Source organism: Veillonella montpellierensis (assembly GCF_947090115.1).
Classification (GTDB): domain Bacteria; phylum Bacillota; class Negativicutes; order Veillonellales; family Veillonellaceae; genus Veillonella; species Veillonella montpellierensis.
In genome coordinates this window covers 29075-52385 of record NZ_CAMUMS010000004.1, presented here as the reverse complement: position 1 = coordinate 52385, position 23311 = coordinate 29075, and the positions used below count along the sequence as shown (strand labels likewise).

The 23311-nt window shown below is 40.2% G+C and carries 12 protein-coding genes, 1 tRNA gene and 1 pseudogene; all 14 read left to right on the top strand.

All coding sequences use genetic code 11. The annotated features are described in order from the left end of the window. Positions 1-11 precede the first annotated feature (11 nt). The 14 genes and pseudogenes from P6940_RS02970 to rpoC all read left to right on the top strand — a co-directional run bounded on the left by P6940_RS02970 (position 12) and on the right by rpoC (position 23073). Positions 12-88, top strand: a tRNA-Arg gene (locus tag P6940_RS02970). Between the two features lie 225 nt (positions 89-313). Next, the gene (locus P6940_RS02965; RefSeq protein WP_244869372.1) at positions 314-1273 is read left to right on the top strand and encodes a metal ABC transporter solute-binding protein, Zn/Mn family; all 960 of its coding nucleotides are present in this window, start codon (positions 314-316) and stop codon (positions 1271-1273) included. Positions 1274-1371: 98 nt separating this feature from the next. Continuing rightward, positions 1372-2136, top strand: coding sequence for a metal ABC transporter ATP-binding protein (locus P6940_RS02960; protein ID WP_277293147.1), 765 nt, complete (start codon positions 1372-1374; stop codon positions 2134-2136). Beyond that, positions 2105-2998 carry a metal ABC transporter permease gene (locus P6940_RS02955; protein WP_277293146.1) on the top strand — a complete coding sequence of 298 codons (894 nt, stop codon included), beginning with the start codon at positions 2105-2107 and terminating at the stop codon, positions 2996-2998. The genes P6940_RS02960 and P6940_RS02955 overlap by 32 nt, the downstream gene beginning before the upstream one ends. After that, positions 2995-3840, top strand: coding sequence for a metal ABC transporter permease (locus P6940_RS02950; RefSeq protein WP_277293145.1), 846 nt, complete (start codon positions 2995-2997; stop codon positions 3838-3840). The genes P6940_RS02955 and P6940_RS02950 overlap by 4 nt, the downstream gene beginning before the upstream one ends. Positions 3841-4831: 991 nt before the next feature. Then, positions 4832-6550 (top strand): ribonuclease J, encoded by a 1719-nt coding sequence (locus P6940_RS02945; protein ID WP_051212092.1) that lies wholly within the window; start codon positions 4832-4834, stop codon positions 6548-6550. 20 nt (positions 6551-6570) lie between these two features. Continuing rightward, positions 6571-7527, top strand: a complete 957-nt coding sequence (locus P6940_RS02940) for a DUF2232 domain-containing protein (RefSeq protein ID WP_277293144.1) — start codon at positions 6571-6573, stop codon at positions 7525-7527. Between the two features lie 33 nt (positions 7528-7560). Beyond that, complete coding sequence (locus P6940_RS02935; RefSeq protein WP_277293143.1) at positions 7561-9570, top strand: DHH family phosphoesterase; 2010 nt, start codon at positions 7561-7563, stop codon at positions 9568-9570. A gap of 2 nt (positions 9571-9572) precedes the next feature. Beyond that, positions 9573-10022 (top strand): 50S ribosomal protein L9, encoded by a 450-nt coding sequence (rplI, locus tag P6940_RS02930; protein WP_028257530.1) that lies wholly within the window; start codon positions 9573-9575, stop codon positions 10020-10022. A 264-nt stretch (positions 10023-10286) separates the two neighbouring features. After that, positions 10287-11621 carry a replicative DNA helicase gene (gene dnaB, locus P6940_RS02925; RefSeq protein ID WP_081936469.1) on the top strand — a complete coding sequence of 445 codons (1335 nt, stop codon included), beginning with the start codon at positions 10287-10289 and terminating at the stop codon, positions 11619-11621. Positions 11622-12311: 690 nt separating this feature from the next. After that, positions 12312-13967: a YadA-like family protein gene (locus P6940_RS02920; protein WP_277293142.1), complete on the top strand. Its 1656-nt coding sequence runs from the start codon at positions 12312-12314 to the stop codon at positions 13965-13967. 183 nt (positions 13968-14150) lie between these two features. Continuing rightward, positions 14151-14386, top strand: a pseudogene (locus P6940_RS08135) (IS481 family transposase); the annotation flags it as partial. A gap of 291 nt (positions 14387-14677) precedes the next feature. Next, on the top strand, positions 14678-18850 hold the full coding sequence (gene rpoB / locus P6940_RS02915) for a DNA-directed RNA polymerase subunit beta (protein WP_277293141.1): 4173 nt from the start codon (positions 14678-14680) through the stop codon (positions 18848-18850). 20 nt (positions 18851-18870) lie between these two features. Then, positions 18871-23073, top strand: coding sequence for a DNA-directed RNA polymerase subunit beta' (rpoC, locus tag P6940_RS02910; protein WP_277293140.1), 4203 nt, complete (start codon positions 18871-18873; stop codon positions 23071-23073). The last annotated feature ends 238 nt before the right edge of the window (positions 23074-23311 follow it).

The following is a 23311-nucleotide window of genomic DNA, read 5'->3' as shown; positions in this document are numbered from 1 at the left end:
ATATATCATATGCGTCTATAGCTCAGTAGGATAGAGCGGTGGTTTCCTAAACCATGTGTCGCTGGTTCGATTCCGGCTAGGCGCACCATAATTAATGAGTAACCACAACGTATTTTGCGTTGTGGTTTTTTATATACTTATTAGACGATACAATGATTGATTAGAGGGCTGTAAAAGCTAGAGTAGAACGACTGTAAACTAGATATAACAATATATAGTCATATATGCATATAATAAATTGTACAAAATTTATTTACATTTTACAGAAATGTGCTACAATATGACCTATATTGTTGATAAAGGAGGTTGTTCTATGTGTAAATCAACTAAAAAATCTATGATGACCATCATAGTGGCTATGATTAGCCTACTTATCTGCTCTTTTCTATATGTGGGATGTGGCTCTACAAAGCAAGCGGCACCAGCAGATAAAAAAATTAAAGTCGTTGCGACTACGACTATGTTAGCGGATTTAGCTCGTCAAGTAGGGGGCGACAAAGTAGAAGTACAAGGTTTAATGAAACCAGGTGTGGATCCTCATGTATATTCGGCTACTACTGCTGATGTACAGGCCTTAGAACAGGCGGATGTAATCGTGTACAATGGGGTAGAATTAGAAGGTAAGTTAGAAGAAACGTTAGAAAATTTAGCGAAGAAGAACAAAGTTGTCATCAATGCGAGCTCCTTAATTCCAGAAAACACATTGCTAGATTTTGAAGAAGACGGAGAAGTGGGTAAAGACCCTCATATTTGGTTCTCTGTAAATAATTGGAAAATGGCGACCCAAGCAGTTGTTAAGGGGTTAAGTGAAAAAGATAGTGCTAATAAGGCGTACTATGAAGCACAAGGTAAAGCGTATACCGATAAATTAACTGCCTTAGATGCAAAAGTGAAAGAACAAATTGCATCGATTCCAGAAACATCGCGTGTATTAGTTACTGCTCATGATGCACTAGGCTATTTCTCTAGAGATTATGGCATTGCAGTCAAAGGTATTCAAGGCGTGACTACAGAAGATGCAGCGAATGCAGCAGATGTAGATGCATTGGCTAACTTTATTGCAGACCATAAAATAAAAGCTATTTTTGTAGAGTCGTCCGTACCTACAAAATCGATTGAAGCTTTACAAGAAGCAGTGGCGGCTAAAGGCTGGCAAGTCACTGTGGGCGGTGAATTATTTACCGATTCTCTTGGCGATGAAGGTACAGAACAAGGTACTTACATTGGCATGATGCAATATGATGTGGATACCATCGTACAAGCGTTAAAATAATAGTATAGTAACATAAGTTATATCATAGCTGCTAGTCAATCAGAATCCCTGGTTGATTGAGCAGCTATGTGTGTATAAGAGGAACATAAGGGGTTTTTATGAAAACAGAATGTGCTATTGCATTGGAACAAGTCTGTGTATCGTATAATCGGCAACAGGTATTATATATTGATTCGTTACAAATTCCTAGAGGTGTGGTAACGGCTATTATCGGACCTAATGGAGCAGGAAAGAGTACGTTATTAAAATCTATTATGGGGATGAAACGGATTGATCGAGGTACGATTACGGTGTATGACAAAGACCATCATCCAGTAGAACCTAATTGCTACAGTATGGCCTATGTACCGCAACATAGTAGCGTTAATTGGGATTTTCCTGCCACTATATTTGATATCGTTTTGATGGGGTGCTATCAGCATATTGGTATTGGTAAACGACCAACACAAGAAGATTATGAAGCGGTGTATGGTGCATTAGAAACGGTGGGACTTCAAGATTTGGCTAAGCATCAGATTAATGAATTGTCGGGTGGACAACAACAGCGCGCTTTTATAGCGAGGGCATTGGTACAAAATGCAGATATGTATTTGCTCGATGAACCACTAAAAGGCATTGATTTGCAAGCGGAGCATGTCATTATGGATGTGTTGCAAGCGATGCGTGAGGAGGGAAAAACGATAGTAGTAGTGCATCATGCATTACATACGGTGCCCATGTATTTTGAATATGTAGTTTGTATCAATCATCAGTTGATGGCCGCTGGTACGGTGGATAGGACTTTCAAAAAAGAAATTGTGGAGCGCACATTTAGTGTTGAAGGAGATAGGCATGGAGAATTTTTTGATACCTTGTGTCGGTAGTAGTATTGTCGCTCATGTTATGCGCTATTATACAATCTATGTGATCATGATCGGCACATCCTTATTGGGCCTTTTATGTGGCATCATCGGTTGTGTTGTAGTGGCGAAGCGAGAAAGTTTGTTAGGCGATGGTATTGCCCATATGGCGTATCCTGGTATGGTTGCCAGCTTTTACCTAGCGTCCATTAAATCTGTGTTGGTGCAATTGATCGGTGCGCTTGTGACAGCTACCTTGGGCATTTTGTTAATACAGTATATTAAGGAGAGAACGCATGTATCCTATGATAGTATACTGGCGACCGTATTATCTGGGTCATTTAGTATTGGATTAGTATTAATGTCGTTGGTGCAACAGCAAGCGGGGGCCAAACAATCAGGCTTAACGCGCATATTGTTTGGTCAACCAGCGGCCTTGATGAAAGCGGACCTAGTAGTGATTAGTGTGTTCATTGTGGTCATACTTATAGCGCTTAAGGTGTATTGGCATCATATCGTTTCTGTTATTTTTGATGCGGTCTATGCCCAATCAATTGGACTATCAGTGAGGACAATTCAAAATGCAATAGCCCTTATTAGTACGATTGGCGTATTGTTAGCGATACAAAGTGTAGGAGTTATTTTAATGTGTGCTTGTTTAGTAGGGCCTGCTATCAGTGCGAGACAATGGGCGCATACGTTCAAACAAATGATGGTCATCAGTGCTATGATAAGTATTTTTTCTTCTATGATAGGAACGGGGATTAGTAGCATCTATTCATCAATTCCTACAGGACCTGCTATCGTGGTGACGATTAGTTGTGTTGTATTGGTGAGCGTACTCATCGCCCCTAAACGGGGAATTTTGTGGAGGGCTATTAGATGATGGAATATGTAGATATTGTTTGTATTGCCCTCTTTACGGGATGGGCCTGTGCTATCATTGGGAATTTTCTAGTGATAAGAGGATTAGCCTTAGTGTCTGATGCCATTAGTCATAGTGCCTTATTAGGCATTGTTATAGGTGTATTGATTTGGCACGATCTCAATTCACCCTATGTGGTCGTGGCGGCTACACTTATGGGCGTAGCTACCGTATATATGATTGAATGGCTTATACAGACCAGGCTCATGGCTAGTGATGCAGCGACGGCAGTCATCTTTCCTTGTCTATTTAGTATCGCCATCATTCTAATTACCAACTATGCATCGCATATGGGGATTGATACGAATAAAGTGCTATTTGGAGATTTGGCTTTTGCTCCTTTCAATCGATTTTATTGGGGCGATATCGATCTAGGGGCGAAGGCACTCTACATGAGTGCCATTAGTTGCTTGGTGGTGAGCGTGGTGGTTTACGTATTTTATAAAGAACTGTGCCTAGCTAGCTTTGATGCTGAGTTTTCGCAATCCATTCATATTTCTCCTGCCATTGTCCACTATGGTATTATGACCGTTACCTCATTTACGGCAGTCACCTCCTTTCAAGTTATTGGAGCTATGTTGCTCATTGCGTTCTTAATCATACCAGCTGTGACGGCTAGCTTTGTGACGCGTACTATGAAAGCGCGTATTGCCGCTAGCTTGCTCTGTATCGTCATAGCCATTGCCATCGCCATGCCTATAGCGATTATCTATCACCTATCTTTAGCGGGCACAATGGGGGCTAGCTTGTTTTTCTGCTTTTTGGTAGTGGCCTTTTATCGATTGGTGGTACGTAAAGAATAAAGAAATGGATATGGTTGATAGAAATAAGTATCACACATAGTGAATGTGAAAATAGCCATGCCATATAGTAGGGATACTATCAAATAGATGTTATATAAGCACTTTGTACATAGGTGCTGAAATTTTTGTGTGCCATCGAATAGGTGGTATATGCTGGTGTTAATTCCTGTATAGGTAGCTTAGAAAATAGAACGTTTAGCAGTTTGATTGCTGTTAGAGTTGGTCCTAACAAGCAATTCGATAGCCCCGTATTGTTGGCTTTTACTATCTATGGTATAATAAATATAAATTAACATGATCGGATTATAATTGCACAGTCAAGATAAGACGTACATTGATGATAAGGGTACGTTTTTTTGTGCTTATATATCATTTGTCACATGGAACGGCAAATGTACAAATACATACTACATAGCAACAAATCTGCATCAGTGAGGACGGCTTTAGAATTTGCTACACCATGCACAGTGTTGTGAGTGCTATCATTTGCTAAGAAGGACAAATGTCATAAGATCGGTAATAGTAACAATATAGGTATATCTAATAAGTATAGGAGGAAACATTGGATAATATACATGAACAAGCGACAGCTATAAAAGCTGCCAAGACAACAACATCGAAAGTTCGTAATACACGTGCTCGTCATAATACGACTAAGGGAGATACTACATCTCATTTGACTACCGAAGGTACAGAAACAGCTACACGTACTCGTCGCCGTACTAGCCATAGCAATACCGATACAGGTCATAAAAAAACTAGTACGACTGGTGCCAAAACTCGGAGTGCTCGTAGTAAAACAACTGCTGATACAGGCAATACGCATACATCACGCCGTGTGGGGCGCCCTAAAACTCGTGCCACAAGTGAAGAAACGACAACTCGTACAACACGAACTACAACGCGTAGTCGTGTAGGAACTACTGCACGTCATACAGAACAGGCGGGGCAAAGTAAAGAACATACAGCATCATCTCGTCGTGCCCCACGGATGAATGTAAAAGAGGTAACTGAAACACAGGATTTGCAAACTACGTTACATCCAGATAGTAAGGATAAATTACTCATCATGCCATTAGGCGGGTTAGGAGAAATTGGTAAAAACATGACTATCTTTCAATATGGCGATGACATCGTCGTATTGGATGCAGGCCTTGCCTTTCCTACAGAAGATATGCCTGGTGTAGATATTGTCATTCCTGACATGAGCTATCTAATCGAGAACCGTAAAAAAGTACGTGCTGTCGTTATTACGCACGGTCACGAAGATCATATTGGATCTCTATCGTATTTAATTAAAGAAATCGGCACAGATACCCCAATTTATGCAACTGATTTAGTGTGCGGTTTAATTGAAGGTAAATTTAAAGAAAGCCGTCTTGGCACGAAATATTTGAACGTGGTTAAGGCCGGTGAAGAAATTAAGGCGGGCGTATTTAAAGTAGGATTTATTCAAACTACCCACTCCATTCCTGATTCTTGTGCGATCTATTTTGATACGCCATTGGGAATCGTGGTTCATACAGGGGACTTTAAAGTAGACCAAACGCCAGTAGATGGTCGCATGATGGACGTTCATAAATTTGCCGAACTAGGCAATCGTGGTGTATTAGCATTGATGGCAGATTCTACAAATGTGGAAAAACCTGGTTATACGGGCTCTGAAAGTTCCGTAGGACCAGCACTTAAGCGCGCCGTAGGAGAGGCAAAAGGTCGCGTCGTATTAGCTACATTTGCCTCTAATGTATCTCGTATTCAACAAGCTATTGACGCAGCTGTTGCGTATAAACGAAAAGTAGTCATTTTAGGCCGCAGTATGGTGAATGTTACAGAAATCGCTCAAGAACGAGGCTATTTGAATGTGCCAGAAGGCACTATTATCGGTGATGATGAAATGAATCGCTATCGAGCAGATGAAATCATGGTACTTACCACTGGTTCACAAGGCGAGCCAATGGCGGGCTTATCGAGAATGTCGACGAGCAATCATAGAACGGTAGAAATTGTACCGAATGACACAGTCATTATTTCAGCAACACCAATACCAGGCAATGAAGCAGCCGTAGGACGGACGATTGATAATCTATTGCGGTTGGGCGCCAATGTGGTATATGGCAAAGAATATGGTATTCATGTATCGGGTCATGCGAGTCAAGAAGATTTAAAATTAATGCAAAATCTAGTGCGACCTAAATATTTTATTCCTGTTCATGGGGAATATCGTATGTTGCGTAAACATGGTGAATTAGCTGTATCGATGGGGGTTGACCCTAAGAACATTTTAGTTGGCGATAATGGACAAATTTTTGAATTTTCTAAACAAGGTGGCAAATTAGGCGGACGGATTCCATCAGGTAACGTATTTGTTGATGGTTTGGGTGTCGGCGATGTAGGTCATATTGTTATTCGCGATCGTCAACTGTTAGCCAAAGAAGGTATGGTTATCGTTGTTATGGCTATGGAACGAGCTACTGGCACCATTGTATCTGGTCCTGATATCGTATCGCGTGGATTCGTGTATGTACGAAATGCAGAAGAATTGATGGCACAAGCACAGGAACGTGCAGAAAACGCTGTGGATCGTTGTGCGGCAGAACATATTAAGGATTGGTTGACCATTAAAAATACGGTGAAAGACGCGTTAGGAAAATTCTTCTATGAAAAAACACGTCGTCGTCCTATGATCCTTCCGATTATTCAAGACGTATAGCCTATTATCAGGGAGAACCTATGAAACAGACCAGTACAAGAGCGTTAGTAGAAACGGCTTTTTTAACAGCCATCATTATTATGTTTGCTTTGATTGGAACGAACGTGCCTATGTTGGGCATGTTCGCTACCATTCTTGTGCCAGCTACGATTACGATTATAGGAATTCGTTGGGGTTTATTCTATAGCCTGGCCGCTATCGTGGTAGAGTTATTTATTTTATCCATGGTGGTAGGACCTATGGTAGGCACTATGGAAGCACTTACCTTTTCTGGCGTAGGTGTCGTATTGGGTTATGGCTATGAAAAGTCATGGGGCACTGCAAAATTATTATTACTTCCCTCTCTGTATTTTGTAGGGAGTATAGTGGTATTGCTTGTCATCGGCAGTTATCTGTTTAATATAAATATGGCACAAGGATTTATCAATGGCTATGAGTCCGCACAATCTATGATACAGGCGATGGCAGACAAAGGCATATACACGGCAGAACAAGTGGCGACCACAGAGCAACTCGTCAGCAATATGATGAATATATTGTGGCGCACCATGGTATTAATGCTATGTATGGTAGGGGTGTGTATCACCTTTTGTGCCTCTAAAATTGCTACATTGATTTTAGGGAGAATTGGATATGTGGTACCGGCATTTCGACCTTGTCGAGAATGGCGTATGCCTAAAAGCTCTATCTATGTGTTGCTATTAGGCATTATCATACAAGCTTGGTCTACGGTACGACCTATGGAGATTTTATTTTGGTTAGGCCCTAATTTATATTTATTAGGGGCCACCTTATGTGCAGTGCAAGGGTTTTCCTGTATATGGAGCATCTTACAATCATATGGTATGGGGGTAAAAGCACGAGCTTCGATTAGTATTCTTGCTTTTCTCTTTCTTTCTACATATTTAATTTTCTTAGGAATATTTGATTTGTTCTTTGACTTGCGTACACGTATTGACAATCGAAGGCGTCGATAGGGGTAACAAGTTAGATAATAGGGTAGGCAAACTATGAAAACAATAACATCCAGATGGACGGCATTGGAAGTGACGATTTTTGTTGTTATCGCCGTATTAGTAGGGATTATAGCGTATATAAATTGGCCATTAGCACTATTAGCCTGTATTGTAGTTATAGCAGGATATTTATATAACTATAAAATGATTCATCGCCGTCGGCGATTACTCATTCAATATCTTGATAGTGTCGTTAAAGGCGTTACACAGGGGAGTAACTTTGCGTTACAAAATTTGCCAACAGCCATGGTGGTCATTGATAGTAAAGCTAGAATTTGTTGGAGTAATAGTGTCTTTCGTGATTGGCTATCGTGTGACATGGATAAGACACAACGGCTCAATGGGTTAATTCCATCTCTTCGGCTGGATAAATTATGGGGCAAGTCGGGTTTCTTTCAGGACCTCATTGGCGATCGCTATTTCCGTGTCATTTATAAATACATCGATAGCAATCAGATGGAAACTGTATCGGCTGATATGAAAGACAATTCATTTATGGCCTTGTATTTTGATGATATTACCGATGTGGAACGAGCACGGCAACAAGCGGTAGATGCCATGCCTGTTATGGGTATTATTCAAATGGACAATATCGAAGAAGTAACCAAGGGACTTGGCGATATGGAATACACCAATCTATGGGCTGAAATTAACAATAGTATTGTAGATGAAATTAATAAGCGAAATGGATTTGTTCGTAACTATCAAGAAGATTCCTATATTTTTACCGTATCGAAAACAGCTTTTTTAGCAATGAAGGAAGAAAATTTTCCTTTAGTGGGGAAAATTAGAAACATTCCGACCGCACGTCGCATTCCAGCTACTATTAGCGTGGGGATGGCCTATGATGAACCATCATTTAAGGAGCAAGCAGAACGGGCACGATTTGCGTTAGAATTGGCCCTCGGTCGTGGCGGGGATCAAGTATGCGTGTATGAAAATGAAAATGTTAAATTTTTCGGTGGTCGTACGCAAGGGTCAGAAAAGAATACGCGTGTAAAAGCGCGCGTTGTTTCACAGGCCATTAAAGAATTGATGAACGATGCGGATCGTATCATTGTCATGGGCCATCAACGAGAAGATTATGATGCCTTAGGTGGTGCAGTAGGTGTGTACGTGTTGGCACAGTCCTTAGGTAAGCCCGTATCTATCGCGTTGAGTGCCTATCCAAAATCCATTCAGAGAATGGTGGATTTATTTAAGGAAGAAGATGGCTATCGAGACACCATGTTTATTACGGCAGAACAAGCAGAAAAACTTGTGACAGATAGTACGCTTGTTGTGGTTACCGATGTGCACCGACCTGATATGGTAGCGGCACCGAAACTATTGGATAAAACTAAGAAATGTGTAGTTATCGATCATCACCGACGGGCCTCTGATTTTATTGCACAACCACTTTTGACATACTTAGAACCATCTGTATCATCTACTAGTGAATTAGTGACAGAATTAATTCAATATTTTGGTGAACACATTGAATTGTCGATTAATGAGGCTAGCGCTATCTATGCAGGTATTATTTTAGATACGAAGAACTTTTCCATTCAAACGGGAGCGAGAACCTTTGATGCAGCATCGTTCTTACGTAGATCGGGTGCTAACGTAGATATTGTTAGAGGATTGTTTACAGATACCTTTGATGCGATGCAAGTTCGTGCTAAAATGTTAAGTAACGCGGAAAGTATTAATGGACTAGCTTTTACAGTGTGTCCAGAATATGTGAATAACCCGACAGTTGTGTCCGCGCAGACTGCCGATATGTTGATTACGGTAGAAGGTATTGAAGCAGGATTTGTGTTCTATCAATTGCCGGATCACGTGATTGGCGTCAGTGCTAGATCGCAAGGAAAATTAAATGTACAATTGATTATGGAAGCTGTAGGCGGTGGTGGTCATCGTACAGTGGCGGGGGCACAATTGGCAAATATGAACGTCAGTGATGCAAAAGAATTAGTGCGTAAAGCAGCATTAGAAGCATTACAGTCATTGAAGGAGGAATAGCAATGAAAGTTGTATTACTAGAAGATGTGAAAAAAGTTGGTAAAAAAGGCGAAATTGTTGAATTAAGTGAAGCCTATGCACGCAATGTGATTATAAAAAAAGGATTAGGTCTTGAAGGCACAGCGACCAATCTAAATAATGCGAAACAAAAACAAGAGTCGGTGGCTCATAAAAAACAAGTAGCCAATGATGAAGCACATATTTTAGCAGCACAACTTAAAAAAGTGGCTGTTACGATTCCTGTGAAAATGGGTGATGCAGGACGTGTATTTGGCTCTGTTACCGCAAAAGATATTTCACAAGCCGTGAAAGCAGCCTATGATGTAGATTTAGATAAAAAGAAAATCGAATTAAAAGAACCGTTAAAAACATTGGGTGTTCACGATGTTGTCATTCGCGTACATCCTGAAATTACAACAACCATTACGGTTACAGTAGTGGCAGAACAATAAGAAAGTACTTTTTATAAGTGACATGCTATGTGGTGTTAGATTTCTCTATGGAAGTCGGCACCACATTTTTTATAGAAATTTCTCTTATTTATCTAGACTTACCATCCTCAGTAGGCGTATGGTAACCATTGCCTAGATGGGATACAATTGGTATGATAGAATTATGAGCAGTGTGTACACACTATGGAAAATAGTTTAGCTACGTGATAGAGTAGACACATCGTGGGTCATTGATTATATAAAGAGGGTTATAAAATGAGTAGTATAGATGCTAGAATTCCACCGCACAATCTCGAGGCAGAGAAAGCTGTACTATGTGCCATGTTGACGAGCGAAGATGCCAGTGATAGTGTTATGAACATCGTGAAAACGGAAGATTTTTATCGCGATGCACATCGCGTTATTTATGAAGCGTTGATGGCAGTGATTCATAGTTATAAACGGGCTGATCTTGTGCTGTTGACGGAGGAATTAAATCGTCGTCATAAGCTAGAACAAGTGGGTGGTGTTGCCTATATTACATCGCTGGCTAACGATACGGCATTAACTTATAACGTGGAACAACATGCACGGATTGTCAGCGAAAAAGCGCAGATGCGACGTTTGATTGATGCAGGCAATAAAATTGTAGGCATGACGTATGCAGGCAAGGAAGAACCAACAGAAATTTTAAATGAAGCGGAACAGTTAGTGTTGAGTGTGAGTGGTCAATCTCGTAGTGAAACATCGTTTGCCCCTATGGGAGAAGTCGTATTGAGTGCCATGGAACGATTGAATGAAATTCAGCAGATGGAAGGTATTCTTACCGGCGTTTCTACTGGCTTTCGTGATTTAGATGAATGCACTAACGGTCTGCAAAAATCAGACTTAATTTTGGTAGCCGCTCGTCCATCTATGGGGAAAACGGCATTTACCTTGAATATTGCACAAAATATCGCTATTAAAAGTAACCGCACAGTGGCATTTTTTTCCTTGGAAATGTCAAAGGAACAATTGGTAGGCCGCGTCTTGTCATCCGTATCGGAAGTGAGTGCGGAAAAATTACGCAATGCCAACTTAGAACCAGCTGAATGGGAACGGGTGATTAAGGCGGCAGATATTATGAGTAAAGCGCCTCTTTACATCGATGATACACCGGGGTTGACACCACAAGATATGCGTTCTAAACTGCGCCGTTTAAAAGTAGACCATGGACTTGATCTTGTCATCGTAGATTATATTCAATTGATGCAAGGTCGATCACATGGGGGTAATGACAATCGGCAGCAAGAGATATCTGAAATTTCCCGTAATTTAAAATTGATTGCCCGTGAACTCAATGTGCCAGTTATCGCTTTATCTCAGCTCAGTCGTTCTGTAGAGTCTCGTACCGATAAGCGACCGATTCTAAGTGATTTGCGTGAATCTGGATCACTCGAGCAAGATGCGGACATTGTAGCATTTTTGTATCGTGATAAATACTATGATGAAAATTCAGAAAAAGGAGATATTACAGAAATTATCATTCGTAAGCATCGTAATGGCGCATTGAAAACGGTGGAACTGTTATTCCAAGGCGAACTTACACGATTCCGCGATATCGCGTATCGTCAAGAATAGCCTGAAATCGCAAGCAAACAGTGCATTACAAGATATAGGTTGTTTATATATTACTGACGGCATCTATATCAGTCTCATCTTTTATTGCCTAATACAGCATCAGTAGTTTTTAGTTTCTTGGTATGATTGAAAGCTGTACATATAAACTATGCTTACGTGAAGTGACTAGGCAGGTGGTAGATTAGAAATAGTTCGCATACTATTATGAGTTTTAGATGATAATACCTACAAGTTGTTATTATGATTCGTCAATAATAACAACTAAGATTATATCTGTCTTCAGAATAAATTGTCATACAAATAGGTACCATCTAATTTCTAGAAGTTATTGTGCATGTGTGGATGTTTTAGAATCTACCATATAGGGTAGTTTTATAGAATTATAGTGTGATTTAGTCATTACCTGGACGGACATATACGTTTGTGCAAGAATATCTATTACTAGGTGCAATTATTGATATATATCATCTGCTTTATAGAAAAAATTTAATTGAAAAGTATAAGACATATACAGATAATACGCATAGACTATGTAGTCTATGCGTATTATCTGTATTTTCTATATTTGATATGATAAATTGAATAGAGAAAATTAGATAGCGTGCTATTGACTTGCAAGCAAGGGATATGATATAGTTATTACACTTATCATATGTGTTTTATGGGATATTAGATATGTAGGGGGATACGATGAAACAACACATACTAACCACTGTTGTAGTAAGTTTTATGATGTTAGGTGGCATTGCTAGTACGGTACAAGCTGCTAGTACGGCACAAGCTACTACTGGTACAGTAGTAGGGGCTGGTGAAGTTCAAGATACAGCTAAAGAAGGCGTGGCTATTGGTGGGCGTAAAGAAGAGAGGAAACAGAATTGGGAGAAGACCATCGTAAGCGGTGAAAATGGTATTGCGATTGCAGCGACAGGTAATGAAGTTACTGGTGCTAATGCAATTGCCGTGGGGAATAGGGCAGAGGCAAAGGGAGATAGATCGATTGCCGTGGGAAATAGTGCAGCGGCAAAAGGAGATAAATCGATTGCGATTGGTGCCAATGCGCGCATTATAAAAGCTGGTGAGAATTATTCGATTGCGATTGGTACAGAGGCATCTACGCATGATGAGGGCAATATTTCTATCGGTAAAGGGGCTGAGACGACAACCAATAATAGTATGGCTATTGGTACTAAGGCCTATGCTAATGGAGCGGGGGCCATCGCATTAGGAGCAGGATCTCATAGCAATAGAGCCTCTATAACCATCGGTCAGGATTCAAAGGGCACTGATAAAGGCGTTGTTATAGGCACTAAAGCAAATGGTGAATTAGGTAAAGAAAATACTATCGTAGGTAGTGAGGCTGTGGGAGGTGCTATGCGAGCAACGGCTTATGGATATAAAGCTAAATCCAAGATGGCTAATGACTTATCAGTTGGATATAATTCTGAGGCGAGTGGTGGATCGAGTGTTGCAGTAGGGAGTGGATCTACGGTTGCATCGCAATGGGCTATTGCTATTGGCGCTAATAGCGTTGTGGGAAAAACTGCTTTAAATACGGTAGCTTTAGGAAGTAATATAAATGAAGTGAAAAATGCTAATAATGTGATTCTAGGAAGTAGCTCAGCGGATGCTGATATTAAAACCGTGAAGAAATCAGTAGTGATTAATGAGGTAACCTATAGTGATTTTGCTGGTGTAGCAAAGGGAGTCGTATCTGTTGGTAGTGTCGGAAAGGAACGGCAAATACAGAACGTATCAGCAGGAGATATTTCGAAGGCATCTACAGATGCTATTAATGGAAGTCAACTTTTTGCAGTAGCAGAAAAAGTATCTACTAATGTAGGGAATATTAAACTTGCGACAGATACAGCAGATGAGGCAAAAAAATTAGCTAAAGAAACAGCGGATCAGTTGGGGACATTGACAAGTACTACTAGTCAGAATTTCGATGTAGTGACACGATTAACACATGAGGCGCACCAAGAGGCTGTTAAAGTGGGAGCTAAATCGGCAGCTTTGTCAGGATTACATCCATTGTCATTTGATAAAACACAAAAATTTAATGTGGCGGTGGCGGGCGGTGCCTATCGCAATGAACAGGCATTAGCATTAGGTGGATTCTATGCACCGAATCAAGATGTATTGGTTTCTTTTGCTACAACTGTAGGTGGTAGTGATAATATGTATAGCATAGGTGCATCCTTCAGAGTAGGAGACAAAGGAGCTACACCGACCGTTTATAAGAATATACCAGAAGTGGTAGCACAACAATCGGAAATGATTCGAGTGCAGCAAGAACAAATTAATCGCCTTATAGAACAAGTGGAAAGCTTGCAGCGTCGTAAATGATAGTATGATAAATATTGGTTGAACAATTGATGAGAAGGAACTACCGTATGGTAGTTCCTTCTTTGCATGGTTGTAGTTAAAAATTTTATAATCTATAATTACCTATTTGAAATGGGGGTTGGTAGCAACTTTTATGAGTGACGATTTTTCTGATTTGCTTCACTATAGAATATTTTTATAACGATACGCCCATTTTCACCATGGCAAAATGGGAAAGTAGAACGAAGTCATAAGGTTGATGGAGAACGATTTTACAGAAGAAAATTTACAAGTCTTGATGCTTTTTTTTAGGACATCGACGGTATGCAAGTAGATATAATAACATGGTGCAAAAAGTATTGGGGTTTACATCACCTAATGAATATATAGCAGAGTACTTTTTACGTATATCGTTACGAGTCGATGTCACACATGTTTGACTACTACCGAACATGTATTGCTATCTATGAGAAATATTCCTTTACAACGAATGATTTTATTGCTATAATTGTTAATTGCAAAAGTGTATTTTTAGCCTATAACTCTGTTTGTGAAGAGGTTAATCTTTCAAGGTTGTGCTAGCAACGTCAAGCAAGGCCCCAAAATTTTTGAGAGGAGTCTTGCTTATTTGTCGTCTTATTTAGCAGGAAAACTGAGACCTGATGGATGTCTTTATTCATTAACGTTATAGAATATGGTAGACCCAAATTAGATGAGAGGTGAAAGCTAGTATGTTCAAACCTGAGCAGGTAGGCAAACGAACTCGTTATACGTACGCAAAAATTAACGAAGTTATTAAAATGCCGCATTTGTTAGATGTACAACGAAAATCGTACGAATGGTTTTTGGAGAGTGGTTTACAAAATATTTTTGACGATATTTCTCCTATTAAAGACAATTCAGGTAATTTAGTACTTTCTTTTAAAGGATTCAGCTTAGGAGAACCTAAGTATGATATTAATGAGTGTAAGAACCGTGATGCTACGTATGCGGCACCATTGCGTGTTAACATTCAACTAGTTAATAATGACCCAGAAAATATGGATATCAAAGAGCAAGAAGTATTTATGGGTGATTTTCCATTAATGACCGATACAGGGACATTTATCATTAATGGGGCAGAACGTGTTATCGTATCTCAATTGGTTCGTTCTCCTGGTGTATATTATGATAAAGAAATCGATACTATGGGGAATCGTTTATATGCCTCTACAGTTATCCCAAATCGTGGCGCGTGGATTGAGTTAGAAACTGATGCGAATGAAGTTGTATCGGTTCGTATCGATCGTAATCGTAAAATACCAGCAACTATTTTAGTGCGCGCTCTTGGATGGGATACGAATGAATCTATCCTTGAATTATTCTGGAATGGTCAAGTTGATGAAGATGGTAATCCAATCTACGATGAACGCTTACTTCGTACATTAGAAAAAGATACGACAGAATCGTCTGAAGAAGCGTTGGTAGAAATTTATAAAAAATTACGCCCTGGTGAACCACCAACAGTAGAAAGTGCAAGAAATTTATTTGACAATTTATTCTTTGACCCTCGCCGCTATGATTTTGCTCGCGTAGGTCGTTATAAAGTGAATAAGAAATTAGGCTGGAAACAACGTATGTTTGGTCAACTATTGGCACAACCTATTTTCAACCCAGAAACTGGGGAAGTCATCTTAGATGCAGGCACTCATATTGGAGAAGAAGAAATTGAAATCGTAGAGAAATCAGGCGTATTTGCAGGTGAAGGATTTGCCGAATTCTACATCGATATCGATGGTGTTCATGCCAAAGTTATCTGTAATAACTGCAACTTGCCATATGAATTCCGCACCGTGACTCGTGAAGACATGATTGCTAATATTAGCTATCTACTTAATTTGATGGATGGCGTAGGACATACGGATGATATTGACCATTTAGGGAATCGTCGTCTTCGCTGCGTAGGAGAATTGTTGCAAAACCAATTCCGTATTGGCTTAACTCGTATGGAACGTGTTGTACGGGAACGTATGACCGTACAAGAAAGCGATATGATCACACCACAGGCACTGATTAATATCCGCCCTGTAGTAGCAGCGGTAAAAGAATTCTTTGGGTCTTCACAATTATCACAATTTATGGATCAAACAAATCCATTAGGTGAATTAACACATAAACGTCGTCTGTCTGCATTGGGACCAGGCGGTTTATCTCGTGAGCGCGCAGGCTTTGAAGTTCGTGACGTTCACCATTCCCATTATGGTCGCATGTGTCCAATTGAAACACCAGAAGGTCCAAACATCGGCTTGATTAACTCTTTATCCAACTATGCGAAAGTGAATGAATTTGGCTTTATTGAAGCTCCATATCGTAAAGTTGAAAAAATTTATGGTACTGGTGATGAAGCAGATAAAATTGTTAAAGTGCGTGTTACCGATACAGTCGCATATATGACAGCCGACGAAGAAGAAGGCATGGTTATTGCACAGGCTAACTCTGTGTTAGATGAAGAAGGATGCTTTGTCAGTGATCATATTGCTTGCCGCTCTGGCCATGATGTATTGGAAGTAAGTCCTGATAAAGTAGACTACATGGACGTAAGTCCAAAAGAAGTGGTATCCATCGGTACAGCGATGATTCCATTCTTGGAAAATGATGATGCAAACCGTGCGTTAATGGGCGCCAACATGCAACGTCAAGCGGTGCCATTGCTACGAGCACAAGCACCATTAGTTGGTACTGGTATGGAATATACAGCCGCTACCGACTCGGGCGTATGTATTTTGGCAAAAGCAGCAGGTACCGTTGTTCGCTGTTGGGGCGACCAAATTCACGTAATGCGTGACGATAATGGTCGTGTCGATGTGTACAAGATGAATAAATTCTTGCGCTCTAACCAATCTACTTGCTTTAACCAAAAACCAATAGTACATCGTGGTGATCACGTGGTGGCAGGACAAGTATTAGCGGATGGTCCAGCTACCGATGGCGGTGAATTAGCATTAGGATTTAACATTCTTGTTGCGTTCATGCCATGGGAAGGTTATAACTACGAAGATGCGATTTTATTATCTGAAGATCTTTGTAAAGAAGATATTTACACATCCATTCATATTGAAGAGTACGAATGTGATGCGCGTGATACCAAACTAGGTGCCGAAGAAATCACCCGTGAATTGCCTAATACAGGTGATGACTCCTTGAAAAACTTAGATGCAGATGGCATTATCTGCATTGGTGCAGAAGTTAAACCAGGCGATATTCTCGTAGGTAAAGCAACACCAAAAGGAGAAACTGAATTAACGCCAGAAGAACGCTTGTTGCGTGCTATCTTTGGTGACAAAGAACGCGAAGTGCGCGATACATCCTTGCGCGTGCCACATGGTGAATCTGGTAAAATCGTTGACGTTAAAGTGTTTACTCGTGAAAATGGCGATGAATTACAACCAGGGGTTAATAAATTAGTTCGCGTATATATTGCACAAAAACGTAAAATTCATGAAGGCGATAAAATGGCGGGTCGTCATGGTAACAAGGGGGTTGTATCCCGCGTTATGCGTCGTGAAGACATGCCATTCTTGCCAGATGGCACACCAGTACAAATCGTGTTGAACCCATTGGGCGTACCATCTCGTATGAACATCGGTCAGGTATTGGAAACACATTTGGGATTTGCTGTCCAAGGTCTTGGCATGAAAATTAAAGATACGGATATGCAAATTAAACAAGTTCTTGAACGAGCTAAAACAGATGCGTCCTATTGGGATAACATTGAAGAATTAAAGGGCTTATATGCACGTCTAGACGAATTGAAAGCTCAAATTGCTCAAGATGTGACAGTTGCTCATTTAGATGTGGACGAAGAAATTACACAATTAACTAATGACATTATGGATTTAGTGAAAGTGGAAACAGAACGTCAACTATCTGTTCTAGGTGGATATACTCGTTACCGTGAATTGAAAGACATCGAACGCTCCCATATGGCTAAGCAAATCGAATGCTTCGATACGGATGAATCGGTACCAGACATGGATCCTGAACTAGAAAAAGAACTAGGTAGATTACAATCGATAGTGCGTATATTGGAAACTATCGACGAAGCGCGTGAAAAACGCTCTGAAATTCGTAAGTCCTTAGAAGCAATTGGCTATGACTATGAACAATATGGCATGCCAAAACCTGATGTAGCAGGCATTCATATTGCGACTCCTGTATTTGATGGTGCCAGTGAAGTGGATGTGTTTGAAGCATTACAATTGGCCGGCAAGAGTGAAGACGGTAAAACCGTTTTATATGATGGTCGTACAGGGGAACCAATGGATAACCGCGTTACCGTAGGATACGTATACATGTTAAAACTTCATCACTTGGTTGATGATAAAATCCATGCTCGTTCCACAGGACCATACTCCTTAGTTACACAACAACCATTAGGTGGTAAGGCACAATTTGGTGGCCAACGTTTCGGTGAAATGGAAGTGTGGGCGTTAGAAGCCTATGGCGCTGCGTATACATTACAAGAATTATTAACTGTTAAATCGGACGACGTAGTAGGTCGTGCGAAAGCATTTGAAAAAATCGTTAAAGGTGAAAATATTCCTGAACCAGGCGTTCCTGAATCCTTTAAAGTGCTATTAAAAGAGCTACAAAGTATTGGCCTTGATGTAAAAATATTAAATGAAGACCAAGAAGAAGTAGTGATTAAAGAACTTGATGACGATGATAATGTAAGTGAAAATGAAGATACAATCAAAGAAGTAATGGGCGAAGAAGCAAGTCAACCATCTGAAATGGTAGATGAAACGACTGCTATTATCGAACAAGAAGAACCTGTCACCGCTGGCGAAGATGATGATGTTATCAGCCAATTAGGAATTAGTTCTTTCACTTCTGTTGAATCCTCTCAAGATGATGAAGACTAATAAGGAAGGGAGCGATATTCGTGCTAGACGTTAATGAATTTGACTCCATGCGTATTGGGTTGGCATCTCCAGAACAAATTAGAGAATGGTCTCATGGGGAAGTTAAAAAACCGGAAACGATTAACTATCGTACGCTCAAGCCAGAACGTGATGGATTATTCTGTGAACGTATTTTTGGACCTACAAAGGACTGGGAATGTCATTGTGGTAAATATAAACGCATTCGCCATAAAGGCGTAGTGTGTGATAAATGTGGTGTAGAAGTAACAAAAGCAAAAGTGCGCCGTGAACGTATGGGACATATTGAATTAGCTACACCAGTATCCCATATTTGGTATTTTAAGGGGATTCCATCTCGTATGGGCCTTATTCTCGACATTTCCCCACGCTCTTTGGAACGAATTCTATACTTTGCTTCCTATGTAGTGGTGGATCCAGCGGGAACTCCGTTGATGAAACGTCAGTTATTATCGGAACAAGAATATAGAGAATATGAAGCCCAATTTTCAGATTCTAATTATACCATCGGCGGCAAAGAAGTCGTTATCGAAACGGTTTCCCAGCGAAGTGATCGATTGGCACTAGTGAAAGAAGCAAAACGCAAAATCGAATCGAATGCAGCTATGCAAGAAGATACTTTCATTGATGAAGACGATAAAGTCTATGAAGAAGTAACCCAAGAAGAACAATTTGCATTGGATGCGACCGATCATGTGGTATTTGTATGTATCGATATGGGTGCAGAAGCGATTAAGGCATTATTGAGCGAATTGGATTTAGAAACATTGAATGCAGAGCTTCGTGAAGAATTAGAATCTTCTTCGGGACAGCGTAAAATCCGTGCAGTTCGTCGCTTAGAAGTGGTGGAAGCATTCCGTCAATCTGGCAATCGTCCTGAATGGATGGTTATGGATGTAATTCCTGTCATTCCACCAGATTTACGCCCGATGGTACAACTTGATGGTGGTCGTTTTGCCACTTCTGATTTGAATGATTTATATCGTCGCGTGATTAATCGTAACAATCGGTTAAAACGTTTGTTAGAACTTGGTGCGCCAGATATTATCGTGCGTAATGAAAAACGGATGCTCCAAGAAGCGGTGGACGCATTGATTGACAATGGTCGTCGTGGTCGTCCTGTGACTGGCCCAGGCAATCGTCCATTAAAATCCTTGTCCGACATGTTAAAAGGTAAACAAGGTCGTTTCCGTCAAAACTTGTTGGGGAAACGTGTTGACTATTCTGGACGTTCCGTTATCGTAGTTGGCCCAGAATTGAAAATGCATCAATGTGGCTTGCCAAAAGAAATGGCCTTGGAATTGTTTAAACCATTTGTTATGAAACGATTGGTAGAACGTGGTCAAGCTAGCAATATTAAAGCAGCTAAACGTCAAATTGAACGAGTAAATTCTGGCGTATGGGAAGTATTGGAAGAAGTTATTAAAGAACATCCTGTATTATTGAACCGTGCCCCTACATTGCACCGTTTGGGGATTCAAGCATTTGAACCAATTCTTTGGGAAGGACGCGCTATTAAATTACATCCATTAGTATGTACAGCATTCAATGCGGACTTTGATGGCGACCAAATGGCATGTCACTTACCATTATCGGTGGAAGCACAAGCGGAAGCGCGGACATTGATGTTATCATCCCATAACATATTGGCAGCGAAAGATGGTAAACCAGTAGCAGTACCATCACAAGATATGATTCTAGGGACATACTACTTAACAGTTATTCGTCCAGAAACGAAAGAAAAAGCAAGATATTTCAGTAACTATGATGAAGTTATGCTAGCCTATGACCAAGGTGTGATTGGCTTACAAGACATCTTATACATTCGCCTTGAAGGCTATGGCCGTGTAGAAACAACAGCAGGTCGCTTAATCTTTAACAACGCTTTGTATCCTGAAATTCGTCAGTTTATAAAACAAGACGATGGCCACTATACATTGGGTAAAGTTATGGATAAAAAAGCAGTAGGTAAATTAGTGGATGAATGTTTCCAAAAATTTGGTAACGAAGAAACCGCTGAATTACTAGACCGAGTAAAATCGCTTGGCTACTCCTTTGCACGTCGTGCAGGCATGACGATTGCCATTGCAGATATTAAAGTACCAGAAAATAAATTTAATATTCTCAATGAAGCGGACGCAGAAGTTAATAAAGTATCCCGCTTGTATCGTCGTGGTTTGATTACAGAAGAAGAACGTTATCGCAAAACCATTGAATTGTGGAATGATGCAACTGAAGAAGTAACTGATGCGATGATGGATAATATGGCAGCGGACCAACGTGGCTTTAATCCTGTTTATATGATGGCTATTTCTGGTGCCCGTGGTAATAAGCAACAGATTCGTCAATTAGCAGGGATGCGTGGGTTGATGGCTGATCCATCTGGTCGAATCATCGACTTGCCAATCAAGGCAAACTTTAAAGAAGGTTTGACTGTATTGGATTACTTTACATCGTCTCATGGTGCCCGTAAAGGTTTGGCGGATACTGCACTTCGTACAGCCGATTCTGGTTACTTAACACGCCGCTTAGTAGACGTATCACAAGACGTTATCGTCCGTGAAGAAGACTGTGACGTAGTCGGCATCGACTTAGTTCGTGAACGAGCACGATTGGCTACATCCTCTCGTCAAGCCGTACAGTTATTAAAGGATAAATTGATTGGACGAGTACTTGATAAAGAAGTGGTTGATGTAGATACTAATGAAGTTATTATTCCAGCAGAATCTATATTAACAGCTGAGATGTTAGAAGAAATTGCTAACCATAAAGTGCCAGCCATTGCATTACGCGGTGTACATTTAGGTAGTGATACAGAAATTAATCACACTAATATGGTACAAAAAGTGATATTAGGTGAAACAGATGATAGTATTCGTGAAACACTTCGCACGACTATGATTCAAAATATGCTTGGAAAAGATACGGTAGCAGCCGTTATTGATAGCGAAGGTAATGAAATATTCCCAGCAGCTACTAAATTAACCGAAGAAGGCATCGAAGCTATTTTGGCATCCGATGTAAAAGAAGTACAAGTTCGCAACAATGAAATTCATGGTATCGAAGTAGAAGCTATCGTGGAAGGTAGCGGTATTATTGAACCACTTAAAGATCGCATTGTAGGTCGTACTGCAGCAGAAGAATTAGTTAATAAAGAAACTGGCGAAGTCATCGTTCCATTGAACGCTGAAATCACAGAAGAACTAGCAGACGAAGTGGTAAAATACTACGATACTGTTAAAATTCGTTCTGTATTAACTTGTAAATCTCCTTATGGGGTGTGCATGAAGTGTTATGGTCGTGATTTAGGTACAGGCGGTCAAGTACAAGTAGGTGAAGCTGTTGGTATCATTGCTGCGCAATCTATCGGCGAACCAGGTACACAGTTAACGATGCGTACATTCCATACAGGCGGTGTTGCCGGTGATGATATTACACAAGGTTTGCCTCGTGTTGAAGAGTTGTTTGAAGCCCGTAAACCTAAACGCAATGCGATTATTAGTGAAATAGCAGGCGTTGTCCGTGTAGTGCCAAATGATAATAAAAAAGGCACGAATACAATCTTTATTACTAGTAACGATGGCGTAGAAGAAGATTATTTAATTCCATATGGTTCGCGGATTATCGTAAAAGATGGGGATATGGTAGAAGTTGGTGGTCGTTTGACTGAAGGTTCTGTAAATCCTCATGATATTATGCGCGTATTGGGAACAGAAGCAACACAACGTTACTTAGTATATGAAGTACAAAAAGTATATAAATCACAAGGTGTTGAAATTAATGATAAACATATCGAAGTTATCGTGCGCCAAATGTTACATAAAATTAAAATTGAAACAGCAGGCGATGCAGATATGTTGCCAGGCGATATGATTGATGTAAATACATTTGATGATGAAAATCGTCGCTTAACACTAAATGGTAAAACAACAGCGACTGGTAAACGCACCTTATTAGGTATTACGAAAGCGGCATTGGCGACTGATAGCTTCTTATCAGCAGCTTCTTTCCAAGAAACAACGCGAGTTCTTACTGATGCAGCCATAAAAGGTAAAATTGATCCATTATTGGGCTTAAAAGAAAATGTCATTATTGGTAAGTTGATTCCTGCTGGTACAGGTATGAGCCGTTATCGTAAAATTGAAGTGGTCAAAAAAGAACCTCACATCATTGATGTAGAATCTACTGATGAAGAAGAAAAATAAGACTTCTATAGATTTTATGGTATATCTACATGAGAATGCTTGTGGAAAGACTATGACTATTTATATAGTGTAGCTATAGTGTTCCTATCAATACTATAGCTACACATGTATAGACTTGCGGTACTTATCGCTCAATCTGTATGATCCATAGATAGTAATATGTGATGGACGTAGAAAATAGTGCATTGTAGTTCATACGTTTATAGTAGTTTATATATCCATTGACTACAGGCATAAC

Excerpts from the sequence above, each read along its gene's own strand:
- P6940_RS02955 (WP_277293146.1), top strand. The coding sequence starts at position 2,105 with ATGGAGAATTTTTTGATACCTTGTGTCGGTAGTAGTATTGTCGCTCAT.
- rplI (WP_028257530.1), top strand. The coding sequence starts at position 9,573 with ATGAAAGTTGTATTACTAGAAGATGTGAAAAAAGTTGGTAAAAAAGGC.
- P6940_RS02965 (WP_244869372.1), top strand. The coding sequence starts at position 314 with ATGTGTAAATCAACTAAAAAATCTATGATGACCATCATAGTGGCTATG.
- P6940_RS02940 (WP_277293144.1), top strand. The coding sequence starts at position 6,571 with ATGAAACAGACCAGTACAAGAGCGTTAGTAGAAACGGCTTTTTTAACA.
- P6940_RS02935 (WP_277293143.1), top strand. The coding sequence starts at position 7,561 with ATGAAAACAATAACATCCAGATGGACGGCATTGGAAGTGACGATTTTT.
- rpoB (WP_277293141.1), top strand. The coding sequence starts at position 14,678 with ATGTTCAAACCTGAGCAGGTAGGCAAACGAACTCGTTATACGTACGCA.
- P6940_RS02950 (WP_277293145.1), top strand. The coding sequence starts at position 2,995 with ATGATGGAATATGTAGATATTGTTTGTATTGCCCTCTTTACGGGATGG.
- P6940_RS02920 (WP_277293142.1), top strand. The coding sequence starts at position 12,312 with ATGAAACAACACATACTAACCACTGTTGTAGTAAGTTTTATGATGTTA.
- P6940_RS02960 (WP_277293147.1), top strand. The coding sequence starts at position 1,372 with ATGAAAACAGAATGTGCTATTGCATTGGAACAAGTCTGTGTATCGTAT.
- P6940_RS02945 (WP_051212092.1), top strand. The coding sequence starts at position 4,832 with ATGAATGTAAAAGAGGTAACTGAAACACAGGATTTGCAAACTACGTTA.